11 protein-coding genes are annotated in these 15,778 nt (G+C 59.3%); 9 read left to right on the forward strand and 2 right to left on the reverse strand.

What is annotated here, in order from left to right; all coding sequences use genetic code 11:
* Positions 1-263 precede the first annotated feature (263 nt).
* Positions 264-977 carry a sulfite exporter TauE/SafE family protein gene (locus IE111_RS23435; protein WP_189613531.1) on the reverse strand — a complete coding sequence of 238 codons (714 nt, stop codon included), beginning with the start codon at positions 975-977 and terminating at the stop codon, positions 264-266.
* 472 nt (positions 978-1,449) lie between these two features.
* On the opposite strand from IE111_RS23435, the gene glpK reads away from it, so the two are divergent.
* Positions 1,450-2,931, forward strand: a complete 1,482-nt coding sequence (gene glpK, locus IE111_RS23440; RefSeq protein WP_189613533.1) for a glycerol kinase GlpK — start codon at positions 1,450-1,452, stop codon at positions 2,929-2,931.
* A gap of 68 nt (positions 2,932-2,999) precedes the next feature.
* Here the strand turns inward: glpK and IE111_RS23445 are convergent, their stop codons facing one another.
* A complete protein-coding gene (locus IE111_RS23445; protein ID WP_189613535.1) occupies positions 3,000-5,030 on the reverse strand; it encodes a sigma-54-dependent Fis family transcriptional regulator in 2,031 nt (676 codons plus the stop codon).
* 498 nt (positions 5,031-5,528) lie between these two features.
* Here IE111_RS23445 and IE111_RS23450 point away from each other — a divergent pair, with 498 nt between their 5' ends.
* From IE111_RS23450 to IE111_RS23485, 8 genes are all read left to right on the forward strand, one after another.
* Entirely contained in the window at positions 5,529-6,617 is a 1,089-nt protein-coding gene (locus tag IE111_RS23450) for an ABC transporter ATP-binding protein (RefSeq protein WP_189613537.1), read from the forward strand.
* A gap of 2 nt (positions 6,618-6,619) precedes the next feature.
* Positions 6,620-7,717 carry an ABC transporter ATP-binding protein gene (locus IE111_RS23455; protein WP_189613540.1) on the forward strand — a complete coding sequence of 366 codons (1,098 nt, stop codon included), beginning with the start codon at positions 6,620-6,622 and terminating at the stop codon, positions 7,715-7,717.
* Positions 7,714-8,580 carry a carbohydrate ABC transporter permease gene (locus tag IE111_RS23460; RefSeq protein WP_189613541.1) on the forward strand — a complete coding sequence of 289 codons (867 nt, stop codon included), beginning with the start codon at positions 7,714-7,716 and terminating at the stop codon, positions 8,578-8,580. The genes IE111_RS23455 and IE111_RS23460 overlap by 4 nt, the downstream gene beginning before the upstream one ends.
* 10 nt (positions 8,581-8,590) lie before the next feature.
* The gene (locus IE111_RS23465; RefSeq protein ID WP_373300972.1) at positions 8,591-9,493 is read left to right on the forward strand and encodes a carbohydrate ABC transporter permease; all 903 of its coding nucleotides are present in this window, start codon (positions 8,591-8,593) and stop codon (positions 9,491-9,493) included.
* A gap of 14 nt (positions 9,494-9,507) precedes the next feature.
* Positions 9,508-9,780, forward strand: coding sequence for a DUF2160 domain-containing protein (locus IE111_RS23470; RefSeq protein ID WP_189613545.1), 273 nt, complete (start codon positions 9,508-9,510; stop codon positions 9,778-9,780).
* 69 nt (positions 9,781-9,849) lie between these two features.
* Positions 9,850-11,571, forward strand: coding sequence for an ABC transporter substrate-binding protein (locus IE111_RS23475; RefSeq protein ID WP_189613547.1), 1,722 nt, complete (start codon positions 9,850-9,852; stop codon positions 11,569-11,571).
* A 352-nt stretch (positions 11,572-11,923) separates the two neighbouring features.
* Entirely contained in the window at positions 11,924-13,657 is a 1,734-nt protein-coding gene (locus IE111_RS23480) for an extracellular solute-binding protein (RefSeq protein WP_189613549.1), read from the forward strand.
* Between the two features lie 18 nt (positions 13,658-13,675).
* Entirely contained in the window at positions 13,676-15,751 is a 2,076-nt protein-coding gene (locus IE111_RS23485) for a methyl-accepting chemotaxis protein (protein ID WP_189613551.1), read from the forward strand.
* The last annotated feature ends 27 nt before the right edge of the window (positions 15,752-15,778 follow it).

Consider the following 15,778-nt stretch of genomic DNA (forward strand, 5'->3'; position numbering starts at 1 on the left):
AAATACCAATTGCGGGTGCCGGAGGGCATTCTAACCAGCATGAACGAGCCTAAAACCAATGTGATGCCGGCAAAAAAATACTCTCACAGCCTCACTGCCCACCAATGCTATAACCACCGAGTCTTGCCATTCTCGTCGATAGTAAATCGTGACGGGTTCGTCTACCCAGGTGGGCCGTGCCCACCCTACGGAATCATTGGCTCCAAACTACCCGTAGGGCCGAAGAAGTCCGACATCTCGGGCCCCCAAGCAACATCGGCCGTTCAAAACACTGCCCCGGCCAACGCCATCACCGCCGATATCGAACACAACACCAACAATAACGGCCGAAACCGCGTATCCACCCAATCATGCGCGAGCCGCCCGGCGAAGAAGCCGAGCAGGGCGGCGGGCAGGAAGGACAGGCTCTGCAGCCACAACTCGGGCGTGAGCAACCCCACCAGTTGGTAACTGATCAGCGACAAAATACAACTGTAGGTGAAGTAAACCGACAGGTTGGCCCGGGTAGCACTGGCGAGACCGTGCTGCATGACGAGCGCCATGGGCGGCCCGCCGATGGAGGTGGTGGTGCCCATGAGGCCGGAGAAGAAGCCGGCGATGCCGAGCCGGGTGGGGGTGGCGTCGAAGGCGCGGCCGAAGGCGGTGACGAGGACGGCGATGAAGACGCAGCCGGCGACGAGGATTTGCAGGGCGGCGACGGGCAACAGGGTGAGGATCCAGGCGCCGAGGATAGTGCCGGGCAGTCGGGTGATCATGGGGGCGGCCATGGCGCGCCAGTCGATGTCGCTTTTGTGGTGCCAGCTGTTCATGAGGCTGAGCGACAGGGCGGTGACGGTTAGGGCGACCGGGACCCATTCGGGGCGGATTATGACGATGATGGGGGCGGCGAGGACGGCCATGCCGAAGCCGAGGGCGGTTTGGATGAAGCAGCCGGCGGCCAGGGCGAGGGCGGTTGCCCACCATGTTATATCGAGCACTTCTTTTCCTACTGTGGTTTGTTGGGTGGCTGGGTTCGGTTGGTTGCCTGTGGTCCGCACCGGTTGCCCGGGATGCTCAGTCGGGGTCGCCGTGTATACGTCCATGTAGGCTTGACCGCAGGATATGAATCCCATCCATGGGATTCACCCTTCGGGCTCGCTGCGCTCATGCTAAAACGCTCCCGGCGTTTTAGTCCATGCTGCGCACATCCCCGCCTGAGCACCCCGGGCACCCGTCGCTTATCTTTCCACTACGTTGAACGAAGCTTCCGGACGACCCATTTTGCTGTATTCGGAAAGCCGCAAGGATACGCCTGCATCCCTTCCCTGACCATGTCCCCGAAACAGGGTTCGATGAAAAAGCGCTTCAAAGTTCGTTTTTGTGCGTATAGAATCTAAAATCGAAAATAATAGAAAATAATGTGTTCGTATCGAGCCCTTTCGATGCGATCTGTGACATATCGGGGTTTCCATGACTGATTACCTACTAGCCATTGACCAGGGGACGACCAGTACCCGCACCATTTTGTTCAATCGCGGCGGCCTGACGGAGGCCAGTGCTCAGGAGGAGTTCGAGCAGCATTTCCCGGCCGACGGCTGGGTTGAGCACAATCCGGAGGATCTGTGGCGGACGACGTTGTCGACGTTGCAGTCTGTGTTGGAGTCGGCCGGTGATAAGCGTTCGATGATCCGGGCGTTGGGCATGACCAATCAGCGTGAGACGACGCTGGTCTGGGACCGCCAGACCGGGGAGCCGGTGTATAACGCGATTGTCTGGCAGGACCGTCGGACGGCGCGGTTCTGCGATGATTTGCGTCGTCGCAAGGTGGAAGGCTGGGTACACGAGAAGACGGGGTTGTTGCTGGATCCGTATTTCTCGGCGTCGAAGATCAGGTGGATTCTGGACAATGTGGACGGTGTCCGTGAGCGGGCGCAGGCCGGTCGGTTGATGTTCGGGACGGTGGATACTTATCTGATCTGGAAACTGACCGGGGGCAAGCGGCATGTGACCGATGCCAGCAATGCGTCGCGGACGCTGTTGTTCAACATTCATACCCAGCAGTGGGATTCGGCGTTGCTGGATCTGTTCGATATTCCGATGTCGATGATGCCGACGGTGTTGGACAGTGCGTCGGATTTCGGTACGACCGATGCCGATGTGGTCGGGGCCGAGTTGCCCATCGCCGGGGTCGCCGGGGATCAGCAGGCGGCGCTGTTCGGTCAGTGTTGTTTCGACATCGGTATGACCAAGAGCACCTACGGCACCGGGTGTTTTATGGTGATGAACACCGGTGTGTTGCCGGTGAATTCGCGTCATCGGTTGCTGACCACGGTCGGGTACCGGCTGAACGGGCAGGTGACCTATGCGTTGGAAGGGTCGATTTTCATGGCCGGGGCGACGTTGCAGTGGCTTCGCGATCAAATCGGGTTTGTCGCCAAGGCGGCCGACAGTGAGGCGATGGCTGAGCGGGTCGGGGCGGACCAGCATGTGTATCTGGTGCCGGCCTTTACCGGTTTGGGAGCGCCGCATTGGGATCCGAACGCGCGTGCCGCCATTGTCGGTATGACGCGGGATACAGGCATCGATCATATTGTGACCGCCGGTTTGCAGTCGGTCGGCTATCAGACGGCGGATCTGTTGGGCGCCATGCTCGATGACGGTTCGGCGAGCGAGGTGGAGTTGCGTATCGACGGGGGCATGGCGGCTAATGACTGGGCCATGCAGTTCCTGTCGGATGTCACCGATACCCGGGTAACCCGCCCGGTGATTACCGAAACCACGGCACTGGGCGCGGCCATGCTGGCCGGGTTGCAGGTGGGGGTGTATCAGTCCACCGACGAGTTAAGTGCCTTGTGGCAGAGCGAGAAACGTTTTGAACCGGCGATGGACAGCGAAGTGCGTGAGCGCTTGCTCACCGGCTGGCGCCGGGCGGTGAAGGCAACTCTTCCGTAGGGTGGGCACGGCCCACCATTGAATGGTGCATGTATAAAGCAGGGGTAAACAGGTGGGCGGTGCCCACCCTACTCGGCCGCTCTGGCGTATTTGTACACAGTATTCCGACTCACGCCCGCCGCTTTCGCCGTCTGCGAGACATTGCCGTTGTATTCCCTCAGCAACCGGGGGATCAGGCGTTCGAGTGGTTCGTCCGCACCCTTGGCCACGCTCTCCGTGGGCACTTTGTCCAGCTCATCGAAGAAATCATCCGGCAGGTGCCAATCTTCCAGTGGTTCGCCATCGGCCATGGCCATGCCGACTTTCAATACATGGACCAGTTGCCGCATGTTGCCCGGCCAGGGATGACGGTCGAGCAGTTGGTGCAGGGAATCGGTCAGGCTCGGGCCGGGCTCTTCCTGGCGGAGCCGTTCGTGCACGTATTTGATCAGGGCTTTCTTGTCGGCCCGGTCGCGCAGCGACGGCAGTTCGATATTCAGGCCGGAGATTCGATAGTAGAGGTCCTGGCGAAAGCGACCTTCGGCCACTTCTTCCTTTAAGATCCGGTTGGTGGCTGAAATCAGTTTAATGTCGACCGGAAAGGCTTCGGAGGAGCCCAGCGGTGTGACCACCCGTTCCTGCAGCACGCGCAAGAGTCGGGATTGCACCGTCAGCGGCATCTCGCCGATTTCATCGAGGAAGAGAGTGCCGCGGTGGGCGCGTCGGATCAGGCCGATGGAGCCCTTGGTGTGGGCGCCGGTAAAGGCGCCTTTTTCGTAACCGAACAGTTCGGACTCCACCAGTTCGGCCGGGATGGCGGCGCAATTGACGGCCACCAGCATTTCGCGGGCGCGGCTGCTGTGATAGTGCAGGCTTCGCACCAGTATCTCTTTACCGGCACCGGTTTCGCCGTGGATCAGGATGGGAATGTCCTTCTCCATGATCTTGTGGGCCTGGCGAACGACGCGGCGTACCCGGTCGTCGCCGTGCTCCAGTTCATCCAGGGGGATGACGTTTTCCGGTATCGGCGGAGTGTCCGGCGCCGGCTTTCTGGCCGCGGCCGGCTGCTCGGGTTCCGCGGTGGCGGGCCCGGTATCCGCCTCGGTGTAGGCGCTGAGGTCGTAGGGCAGGGCGTCCGAGTCGGCCTGGGCCGGGGGCGGCACATAGTCCGGTCGATTGCGGAAGTCCGGCGCTTTCATCACCGGTGCCAGCGGCGGGATCACCTTGACGTACATCTGATACCGACCCATGGCCTTGAGCTTCATCGGCAAGGTGGGCGGGTGGTGCTTGATTTCCCGCATTTCGCAGTCGAAGACCTGATTGACGTTCAGCAGGGCGAGGTCCTGGGCCAATACCACCTCGGCGCGCCGATTGGCGGAAACGATAGTGCCGTTGTCGTCCAACACCAGGATGCCGGACCAGTGGCTGTCCAGGCTGACCACGTTGGTGTTGAAGGTCAGTATAAAGTGGTCTTTCTGGAAAGCCGCGTAGATCAGTCGATTCTCGACGCTCAATGACATCAGTTTGACCATGCCCAGGGTGTGGTCCTGGGGCAGGTAGGCGTCCGAGGAGATGTCCAGGACGCCGACCAGGTCGTTGTGGGTGTCGTAGATGGGCGAGGCGGAGCCGATCATGAACCGGTTGGCACGCAGGTAATGTTCGTCCCGGCCCACTTGTATCGCATGGCCGGTGGCCAGCGCGGTACCGATGGCGTTGGTGCCGACACCCATTTCGCTCCATTGATTGCCGCCGATCAAGCCGTGGTTCGAGCCGTGACCGAAGCGGGACTGGCCCCAGGTGTTCAGGACATGACCCTGCCGGTCGGCCAGTACGATCATGCACGCCGAATTGCTCAGGATATTTTCGTAATAGGGCAGAACTTCATTCTCGGTCGTCTCCAGCAGGCTGTGATGCTGGTCGATCCGATCGCTGAGTTCGCCTTTCGGCAGGGTGGCGAAATCCGGCTGGCTGCCATGCTCCAGCCCGAATTGCTCACACCGGTACCAGGATTCCTGAATGACTTCTTTATGCTTCTTCTGTTCCGTATCGAGGCTCTCTTCAAACTGAAAAGGTTCGCTGGGGCGCGGTTCGTGTTCTTTTTCTTGTTCGCTTTTTTTCATACTACAGCTCCGAGATCGCCATGCGGCGAAGGAGCGACAAGCCACCTGCTATTGTGCGCTCAGGGGTGGGCAAGTCAACCTCGACGCGCTATCTGAACACCAATGCTCCGGGCTTTATCAAGCTGGAAGAAGGATAAGGAACCGCGCCGGAATAATTCATTCAGCATTCATTCTCTTGAGTGTTCACGGTCGATTGTTCAAACATCCGTGCCCCGGTGAACACTTTGAACAGTCGTGAACAGTCCCGGTATCACCCCTTTTTCCGGTCGATCATCGCTCTCCTCGTACCGAGCCCGCGTGGTATCGGGGGTTGATGATATTTTTTCGATTATTTTCGTTTTGTGGCACGCCTCTTGTAATACAGATTACATAACCGTTGCCCCGGTGCTGTTGAACAGCGACAAGCCAAAACCGGTGGCCAGAATAAAAATCGTCAATCGAAAGTACGTACGTCGCCGCGTAAAGGTGGCAACAACAACGACAAGAAAGGTAAACACAATGTCTCTGACGCTGCAGAATGTATCGCGCGTTGTTGATGGCGAGACCTGGATTTCAGACGTCGACCTGACACTGGAGCCCGGCTCGTTCAACGTTCTGCTCGGTCGCACCCTGGCCGGCAAGACGACGCTGATGCGACTGATGGCCGGCCTCGACCGACCAACCTCGGGGCGGATCCTGATGAACGGCGTGGATGTCACCGGCGTGCCGGTGCGCGAGCGGAACATCTCGATGGTGTATCAGCAGTTCATCAACTACCCCAACCTGACCGTTTACGAAAACATCGCTTCACCGCTGCGTCTGGCCAAGCTGGATCCGCACACCATCGACCGTCGCGTGCGGGAGACGGCGGAAATGCTGCACATCGATCCCTATCTGGATCGCCTGCCGCTGCAGTTGTCCGGCGGGCAGCAGCAGCGCACGGCCATGGCCCGGGCGCTGGTGAAGGACTCGCAGATTATCCTGTTCGACGAACCGCTGGTGAACCTCGACTACAAACTGCGCGAGGAATTGCGCCAGGAATTACGGGCGCTGTTCAAGGCACGCAACTGCATCGCTGTCTATGCGACGACAGAACCGAACGAAGCCCTGGCGCTGGGCGGCAATACCGCCGTGCTGCACGAAGGGCAACTGCTGCAAATGGGGCCGACCGCCGAGGTCTACCACAAGCCCCAGGACATCATCACCGCCGAAATGTTTTCCGAGCCGCCAATCAATGTGGTGCCTGGGCGGGTCACCGAAAACGAGGTGACCTTCGATGAGACGGTGCATTTCCAGCTGAACACCGACCTGCGCGTATTGGAGCCCGGCAGTTACCAGTTCGGCGTCCGCGCATCGCACATCGGCCTGGTACCCCATGCCGACGACGACCTGGAACTGCCGGTTCGGGTCGATCTGGCCGAGATCAGCGGCTCCGAGACTTTCCTGCATGTCCACAACCCGCATTTCGATCTCGTGCTGCACCTGTCCGGTGTGCACGAGTACCAGGTTGATCAGGAGATCAAGGTCTACTTCCCCACCCACAAGCTGTATGCCTTCGACCCGAGCGGTCGAATGGTGCATGCGCCGGTACGTTTGGGAGAGATGTAAGCATGGCTCAAATCACACTCAATACCCTGGCGCATACCTACACCGACCAGCCCCGGGGCCCGGAAGATTACGCCATCCGGGAAATGGTGCACGTCTGGGAACAAGGGGGCGCCTACGCCTTGCTTGGGCCCTCCGGTTGCGGCAAGTCGACCCTGTTGAACATCATTTCCGGCTTGCTCGAACCGTCCAACGGTGAAGTGTTGTTCGATGGCAAGCGCGTCAATGAACTGAGACCCGAAGAGCGCAACATCGCCCAGGTGTTCCAGTTCCCGGTGGTATACGACACCATGACGGTGTACGACAACCTGGCCTTTCCGCTGCGCAATGTCGGCGTGCCGGAACACAAGGTGAAATCGAAAGTCTACGAAGTCGCCGAAATCCTCGAACTGACCGAACAGCTCAAACGCAAGGCCAAGGGGCTGTCCGCCGACCAGAAACAGAAGGTGTCGATGGGACGCGGCCTGGTCCGCGACGACGTCTCGGCCATCCTGTTCGACGAACCGCTGACCGTGATCGACCCGCAACTGAAGTGGAAGCTGCGGCGCAAGCTCAAGCAGATTCACGAACAGTTCAACATCACCATGGTCTATGTGACCCACGATCAATTGGAGGCTTCCACCTTCGCCGACAAGATCGCCGTCATGTACGAGGGGCAGATCGTCCAGTTCGGTACGCCGCGCCAGTTGTTCGAGAACCCGGCGCATACGTTCGTGGGTTATTTCATCGGCAGCCCGGGCATGAATTTCTTCGAGGCTGAGGTTACGCCGGAGCATCTTCGCTTCGGACAATCCATCCTGCCCGCCAGCCGGCACATGCTGGATTACCTGCACGAACATGGGATCCATAAGGTGACCATGGGCATCCGTCCCGAGTTCGTCCATGTCTGGGAAGGTAAGAACGATGACGCCTATGAGGTCGATGTCGATTTCGTGGAAGACCTGGGTACCTACAAGATCCTGTCTTTTAAATTCCATGGCCAGGTCATGAAAGCCCGGCTCAGCGAAGACCAGAAAGTGCCATCCGGCCAGGCATACATCAGCTTTCCGGAGCAATGGACCAAGGTCTACGTGGACGACTATCTCGTGGAGGTGCACGCATGAACAAGGTGGAGAACAACAAGGCCTGGTTCCTGGTTCTGCCGGTATTCGCCATCGTGGCGTTCTCGGCCATCATCCCCTTGATGACGGTCGTCAACTACTCGGTTCAGGATATCTTCGACCCGCAAACGCGCTACTTCGTCGGCACCGAGTGGTTCAAGATGGTGATGACCGACAGCGACCTGCATGGCGCCTTGCTGCGGCAGTTCATTTTCTCGTTCACCATTCTGGCGATTGAAATCCCTTTGGGGATCGCCGTGGCTCTGATGATGCCGACCAAAGGCCGGGGCGCTTCCCTGGCGTTGATTCTGGTCGCCATTCCGTTGCTGATTCCCTGGAACGTGGTCGGCACCATCTGGCAGATCTTCGGTCGTGGTGACATCGGATTGTTCGGCGCGGCGATGAACGGTCTGGGTATTGATTACAACTATGCCTCCAACCCGATGCACGCCTGGCTGACGGTGGTGCTGATGGATGTCTGGCACTGGACTCCACTGGTCGCCCTGTTGTGCTACAGCGGTCTGCGCGCCATTCCGGAAGTTTACTACCAGGCGGCCCGCATCGACCGAGCCTCGCGCTGGGCGGTGTTCCGCTATATCCAGCTGCCCAAGCTGACCAATGTATTGATCATCGGTGTGCTGTTGCGGTTCATGGACTCCTTCATGATCTACGCCGAGCCATTCGTATTGACCGGGGGTGGTCCGGGGACATCCACGACCTTCCTGAGTCAGTCCCTGGTGACGCAGGCCATCGGTCAGTTCGATCTGGGTCCGGCCGCCGCATTCTCCCTGGTCTACTTCCTGATCATTCTGGCGGTGTGCTGGGTCTTCTACACCACCATCATGAACATGCAAAAAGATAAGTGAGGCGGTTTCGATGTCAGAACAAAGCCTGAATCCAACACGAGGTACGCGTATGACAGCCACTGCCGCACCACAGGCCCCGGTAAAAAGCCGGGCGGCCAACAAGGCCCGGTCCGCTCACATCCGTGGACGTATCGGTCTGGTCTTTTACCTGGTCCTGCTGTTGTTGCCGATCTACTGGTTGGTCAACATGTCGTTCAAGACCAATACTGAGATCCTCAGCGGTCTGTCTTTCTTTCCCCAGAACTTTACGCTGGAGAACTACGCCAAGATTTTCACCGATCCGACCTGGTACATGGGTTACGTCAATTCGGTGATCTATGTGTCCATGAACATGGTCATCAGTCTGCTGGTGGCGCTGCCCGCGGCTTATGCGTTCAGTCGCTACAAGTTCGTCGGCGACAAGCACATGTTCTTCTGGTTGTTGTCCAACCGGATGGCGCCGCCGGCGGTGTTCCTGCTGCCGTTCTTCCAGCTGTATTCGTCGATCGGTCTGTTCGACACCCACATCGCCGTGGCCCTGGCGCACTGCCTGTTCAATGTGCCGTTGGCGGTCTGGATCCTGGAAGGCTTTATGAGCGGCGTACCGCGCGAAATCGACGAGACGGCCTATATCGACGGCTATACGTTCCCGCGCTTTTTCGTCCGGATCTTCATACCGTTGATTCGCTCCGGCATCGGTGTCACGGCCTTCTTCTGCTTCATGTTCTCTTGGGTGGAGCTGTTGCTGGCGCGGACACTGACGTCCGTCGACGCCAAACCGATTTCCGCCATCATGACGCGGACCGTCTCGGCTTCCGGCATGGATTGGGGGCTGCTCGCCGCCGCCGGTGTGCTGACCATTCTGCCGGGACTGCTGGTCGTTTACTTTGTCCGTAACCACGTTGCCAAGGGCTTCGCCCTGGGCCGGGTATAAGAGGAGAACGCACCATGGCCTGGATGTCCTGGACCTTACCGACCGCCCTGTTTTTCCTGTCCATCTTTCTGATTCTGGTGGGCATGACAGCCTGGCAAATCGCGTCGCCCTCGGTTGAACGCAAGGGTTTCCTGCCTCTGGAAACCACCCGGGGTGACCGTCTGTTTATCGGCCTGCTCAGCAGCGCCTACATCCACCTGGCTTTCGTCGCACTGACGGAAGTCCACATCGCGGTGGCTACCGTCCTCAGTGTCATCTGGATGAGTTTCCTGATGCGCTGGGGGTGAAATCAACTGGCACAATCCCAGGGACTGAACCGGCACGGAAGCCATTATCACTCTATGTTGAGGTAAATCATGCGCAATAAATACAACAAGATTGCACTGGCAGCCTTACCCTTGGCCGTCATGCTGAGCTCCGGCTCGGCGCTGGCCGATGCCTACTCGGACGCGGCCCAGAAGTGGGTGAACGACGAGTTTTCCGAATCCACGCTTACGCCCCAGCAACAGCTGGAAGAAATGGCCTGGTTCACCCAGGCGGCCGAGCGTTTTCGCGGAATGGAAATCAACGTTGCGTCCGAAACCTTAACCACGCACCAGTACGAATCCGAAGTGCTGGCGAAGGCGTTCGAGGAAATCACCGGCATCAAGGTCAATCACGACCTGATCCAGGAAGGCGATGTGGTTGAAAAGCTGCAGACACAGATGCAGTCCAACCGGAACATTTACGATGCCTACGTGAATGACTCCGACCTGATCGGTACGCATTTCCGTTACGGCAAGGTGGTGCCCATCACCGACATGATGGAAGGCGACGGCAAAGAGTTGACGTCTCCGACACTGGACCTGGAAGACTTCATCGGTCTGGATTTCACCACCGGCCCGGACGGCAAACTCTACCAACTGCCGGACCAGCAGTTCGCGAACCTGTACTGGTTCCGCTATGACTGGTTCCAGCGCGACGACCTGCAGGCGCAGTTCCGTGACATCTATGGCTATGACCTGGGTGTGCCGGTCAACTGGTCGGCCTACGAAGACATCGCCGAATTCTTCACCGTTCACGTCGGCGAGATCGACGGCGAAAAAGTCTATGGCCACATGGACTACGGTAAGAAAGACCCGTCACTGGGCTGGCGCTTCACCGATGCCTGGTTCTCCATGGCCGGTGCCGGCGATAAGGGCCTGCCGAACGGTCTGCCGGTCGACGAATGGGGCATTCGGGTCGAAGATTGCCGCCCGGTCGGTTCCAGCGTATCGCGCGGTGGTGCCGCCAATGGTCCGGCCGCCGTCTACGCGACCACCAAGTATGTCGACTGGATGCGTCAGTACGCGCCGCCGGAAGCTCAGGGCATGACGTTCTCCGAATCCGGTCCGGTACCGGCCCAGGGTAACATCGCCCAGCAAATCTTCTGGTACACCGCCTTCACCGCCGACATGACGCAAGAGGGTCTGCCGGTTGTGAACGAGGACGGTACTCCGAAGTGGCGCATGGCGCCGTCTCCGCGTGGACCGTACTGGGAAGAGGGCATGAAGCTGGGTTATCAGGACGTGGGCGCCTGGACCTTCTTCGACTCCACACCGGACGACCGTCGTCTGGCGGCTTGGCTCTATGCCCAGTTCACCACCTCCAAGACGGTCTCTCTGAAGAAGACCCTGGTTGGCCTGACGCCGATCCGCGAATCGGACATCAACTCGCCGGAAATGAAAGAAGCCGCGCCCTTCCTCGGTGGTCTGGTGGAATTCTACGCCGGCCCGGCCCGTGTCCAGTGGTCACCGACCGGTACCAACGTGCCGGACTATCCGAAACTGGCCCAGCTGTGGTGGCAGTACATCGCCCAGGCCGCCAGTGGTGAAGCCACACCGGAAGAAGCGCTGGACGGTCTGGCTGAAGCCCAGGACCGCGTCATGATGCGGCTTGAGCGTGCCAACGTTCAGGACACCTGTGGTCCGAAACTGAACGACGAGCGCGACGAAGAATACTGGCTGAACCAGCCGGGCGCTCCGAAAGCCAAGCTGGCCAACGAAAAGCCGCAAGGCGTCACCGTCTCTTACGACGAACTGATTCGTTCGTGGGAGTAAGCAAGCACTAGCAGCCTGTCGGACTTAGGATGAATCGGCTGCGGAAGCGGGACGACGGCCCAAATTCCCGCAAATTTCGAGCACATAGACCCACTATGCACACGAAATTTGTAAAAATTTGGTCTCGCCGTCCCACTCCCTCGCTTCGATCCCCCTAAGTCCGACAGGCTGCCAGTCATTTCGTGCTGAGTCCTTTGGGCCGACCGATCGGTCGGCCCCTTTTTTATACATAGGAAATCAATACCAAGGAGTTCATGCCAACACGATAGATCGTGCAGCTGCGGCTGCCTGTTTCCCGCTGGAGTCATTCGATAAATATAAAAACTCCGGTTAACAGTGAAAGGTCCTACCTATGAACATGACAAGCCTCATCCCCCGTCTTGCTGTCTCCCTGAGCCTTACGGTATTTAGCGTCGGCAGTGTATCGGCGGACCCGCTCGAATCCTGGCTGGATCAGGAATTTACCCCCTCTACCCTGACTCGCGAACAACAGCTCGATGAGCTGCGGTGGTTCATCGAAGCCGCCCGACCTTATCAGGGCATGACGATCAGGGTGTTGAGCGAAAACATCGCCACCCACCAGTACGAAAGTGAAGTGCTGGCAAAAGCGTTCAGCGAATTGACCGGCATCGAAGTAATTCACGAGACGGTACGCGAAGCCGATGTGATTCATCAGCTCTGGCTACAGATGATTTCCGGCAGCAACAAGTACGATCTGTTCGTCAACGATTCCGATTCCATCGGCACCCATTTCCGATCCGGGAAGATTCTGTCGCTGTCGGCTTTTATGGAAGGCGCGGGTGCATCGGTCACCTCGCCGACGCTCGATCTGGACGATTTCATCGGTCTGGATTTTGTTCGCGGCGCGGATGGCGAACTCTACCAATTGCCCGATCAGCAGTTCGCCAATCTGTACTGGTTCCGGTATGACTGGTTTCAGCGACCGGATCTGAAACAACGCTTCCGCGATCGGTATGGCTATGAACTCGGCGTACCGGTCAACTGGTCGGCTTACGAGGACATCGCCGAATTTTTCACCGAGCACGTACAAACCATCGACGGCCAACGCGTCTACGGCCACTCCGACTACGGCAAACGCGACCCGTCTCTGGGTTGGCGCTTCACCGACGCCTGGTTTTCCATGGCCGGGGCCGGTGACCCGGGTCTGCCCAACGGGCATCCGGTCGACGAGTGGGGCATTCGTGTCGAAAACTGCCAGCCGGTCGGATCGCATGTGGCCCGTGGCGGTGCCACCAACGCACCGGCGGCGGTCTACGCGCTGGAAACCTTTATCGATTGGCTGGATCACTACGCGCCACCCCAGGCGCGCGATCTGACCTTCGAAGAGGCCGGACCTCTGCCGGCCCAGGGCAACATCGCCCAGCAGATTTTTTGGTACACCACCTTCACCAGTGACCTGCTTGAAAGCGGCCTGCCGGTCACGCATCCGGACGGAACCCCAAAGTGGCGCATGGCACCGTCACCGCACGGCGCCTACTGGCGAGACGGTATGAAGCTGGGATATCAGGATGTCGGCGCCTGGACGATCCCGCGTTTCATGAGCGAGCGTCGTCAACAGGCCGCCTGGTTGTATGCCCAGTTCACTACGTCGAAAACAGTCTCACTGAAAAAAACACTGGTCGGACTGACCCCGATCCGCGAATCCGACTTGAATTCCCGCGCCATGACCGAGGTCGCCCCCAGGCTCGGCGGTCTGGTTGAGTTCTATCGCAGCCCGGCGCGCAAGGCATGGACGCCCACCGGCGTCAACGTGCCGGACTATCCCAAACTCTCCGAGCGGTGGTGGCCCAACATCGCCGACGCCATCGCCGGAGACAAATCGGTCCAGGCCGCGCTCGATCAACTGGCCACCGAACAGGATCGGGTGATGAGCATCATGGAACGGACCTTTCAGACCGACACCTGCGCACCGCGAATCGAGGACATGGAACGCACCCGTGGCGCGGACTTTTGGCTGAACCAGCCGGGTGCTCCGAAGCCCGAACTCGCCAACGAGAAACCGCAAGGCGAGACCGTCCCTTACGATGCCCTGCTGCAAGCCTGGCAGGTCGGTCGCATACGTTGAATGGTGGAGGATCCCGAGATGACAGCCCGATTTCAGCGAGCGTACCTGCGCGGTATTGGTGCCCGAGTGGCCGGCTTGATCCTGGTGGTGGCCCTGGTCATCGCCGGTGTCTTTGTCTACACCCAGTCCGGCATGCGTCGCGCCAATGAGCAATTCAATCAACTGGTGCAGCGGGTGAACGAGAGTGGCGACCTGCTCGAACAACTCAGCGCCAACTTCCTGTCCACCTCGAATGGGGCGTCCGCCCTGTTGTCGGCCGGGGATCTGGCGTCGGTCGACGAAACCCTGAGTGCCATTCAGGCGCTGACGCCCAGGTTCGAAAGCGCCGCCCAGCAACTGGTTCGTGTGTTGCCGGAAACCCGGCAGGACGTGGACGGTCTGTTGGCCGAACGACAGCGCCTGGACCGGGTGGTGGCGGATATCGCCGGGCTGCAGCGCCAAATGATCGAACGGCGCAACAACAACCAGGCGGCCATCGAGGCTTACCGCGCGGATTCGGCCGAGCTGATCGAAGGGCTGTCGAGCCTGATTCAGTTGATCAACATGTTCGCCAGCGATTATCCGATCGTGATCGAGGCGCAAAACGTCAAACAGGATTTGTTATCGCTGGAGTTGTCGTTGATCAACTACATGTCGGTGCAGGACCTGGGCGAGCTGAAATCATTGCGAGTGGATATCGAGGATTTGATGCAGTCGGGGCTGTCGACCTTCGAGACCTTGCGTCTGATGGTCGAGGATCCGACCACCGAGGGCGATATCCTCGAGCTTTACCAGGGTTATCAGGCTTTGCTGGAACAGCGCATCAACGAACCTCGCCTGTTCGACACCCGCGTGGAGCAACTGGAAGCCCGAAACCAGGCGCTTGGCCGTGTGTCGGAAGTGGAGGCGTCCATCGACGCGCTGGGTTCCTCCATCGACGCCTTCAAGGCCCGAACCCGAACCTTGATCGAACAATCCCGCGCCCAGACCGACAGCATTGTCGATCAGGTGCTGCAGGCCATGGCGGTTGCGATTGTCATCGTGATTCTGAGTTTCGCCGGCCTGGTCTGGATGGTGCGTTCCGTGGTGGTCAAGCCGGTTCAGGCCATCACTCAGCGGGTCGTCGACATTGCCGAAGGCGAGGGCGATCTGACGCGTCGCATCGTCTCCCGACGTACCGACGAGCTGGGTACACTCGCCAACCAGTTCAACGCCTTTATCGAGAAGATTCAGGGCATGATCGTGCACATTCGCCAGGCGAGCGAGCAACTCGGCGAACAGAGCCGCGCCCTGAGTCACAGTGCCCATACGACCAAGGATTACAGCGATCAGCAGCGTCGCGACACCGACCGGCTGGCCGAGGATATGGACACGCTAGCCGCCTCGGTCGACGAGGTCGCGCAGCAAGCTCAGCATTCGGCCAACCAGGCGCTGGAGGCGATCCAAACCGGGCGCAACACCCACGCACAGGTCGGCGAGACCATCGCCGCCTTCGAGAAGCTCGCCGCTGATGTCGGCCAAGGAGCCGGTCTGATCGAGTCGCTGGCCGAGGATATCGAACAGGTGGATTCGGTGTTGGATGTGATCAACGGCATCGCCGAGCAAACCAATCTGCTGGCGCTCAATGCCGCCATCGAAGCCGCACGGGCCGGGGAACAGGGACGGGGCTTCGCCGTGGTCGCCGAAGAGGTGCGCGCACTGGCCTCACGCACCCAGCAGAGTACCTCGGACATTCAGCATGTGGTTGAGCAGGTGCAAGCTGGCTCCGCAAAGGCAACGACCTTCATGAAATCCAGCCAGGACAACAGCGACGCAGCGCTGGAAAAAGCACGTGGAGCGCGCCAACAACTGACGCTCATGGTCGAGGTGATCGAGCAGGTCGAGCGCATGAATCAGGAGATCGGCGAGGCGGCCAAAGGCCAGCAGGCGATCACCGCTCAGGTCAGTGAACGCACACGCACGGTAGCGCAAACCGGCCAACAGACCGATCAGGAGGCCCAGCGCAGTGCCGAGTACTGCGAACGCATGGACGAACTCAGCGAAAGCCTGAACCGGCTGGTCGGTCGCTTCAAGGTGGCGGAAGACGAGCATTCGGACTTGAATCCAGGCGATTAACCCGCCTCCAGAGTGAATTCTGTCGTT

It is taken from the genome of Saccharospirillum salsuginis (genome assembly GCF_014651855.1).
GTDB lineage: Bacteria > Pseudomonadota > Gammaproteobacteria > Pseudomonadales > Natronospirillaceae > Saccharospirillum > Saccharospirillum salsuginis.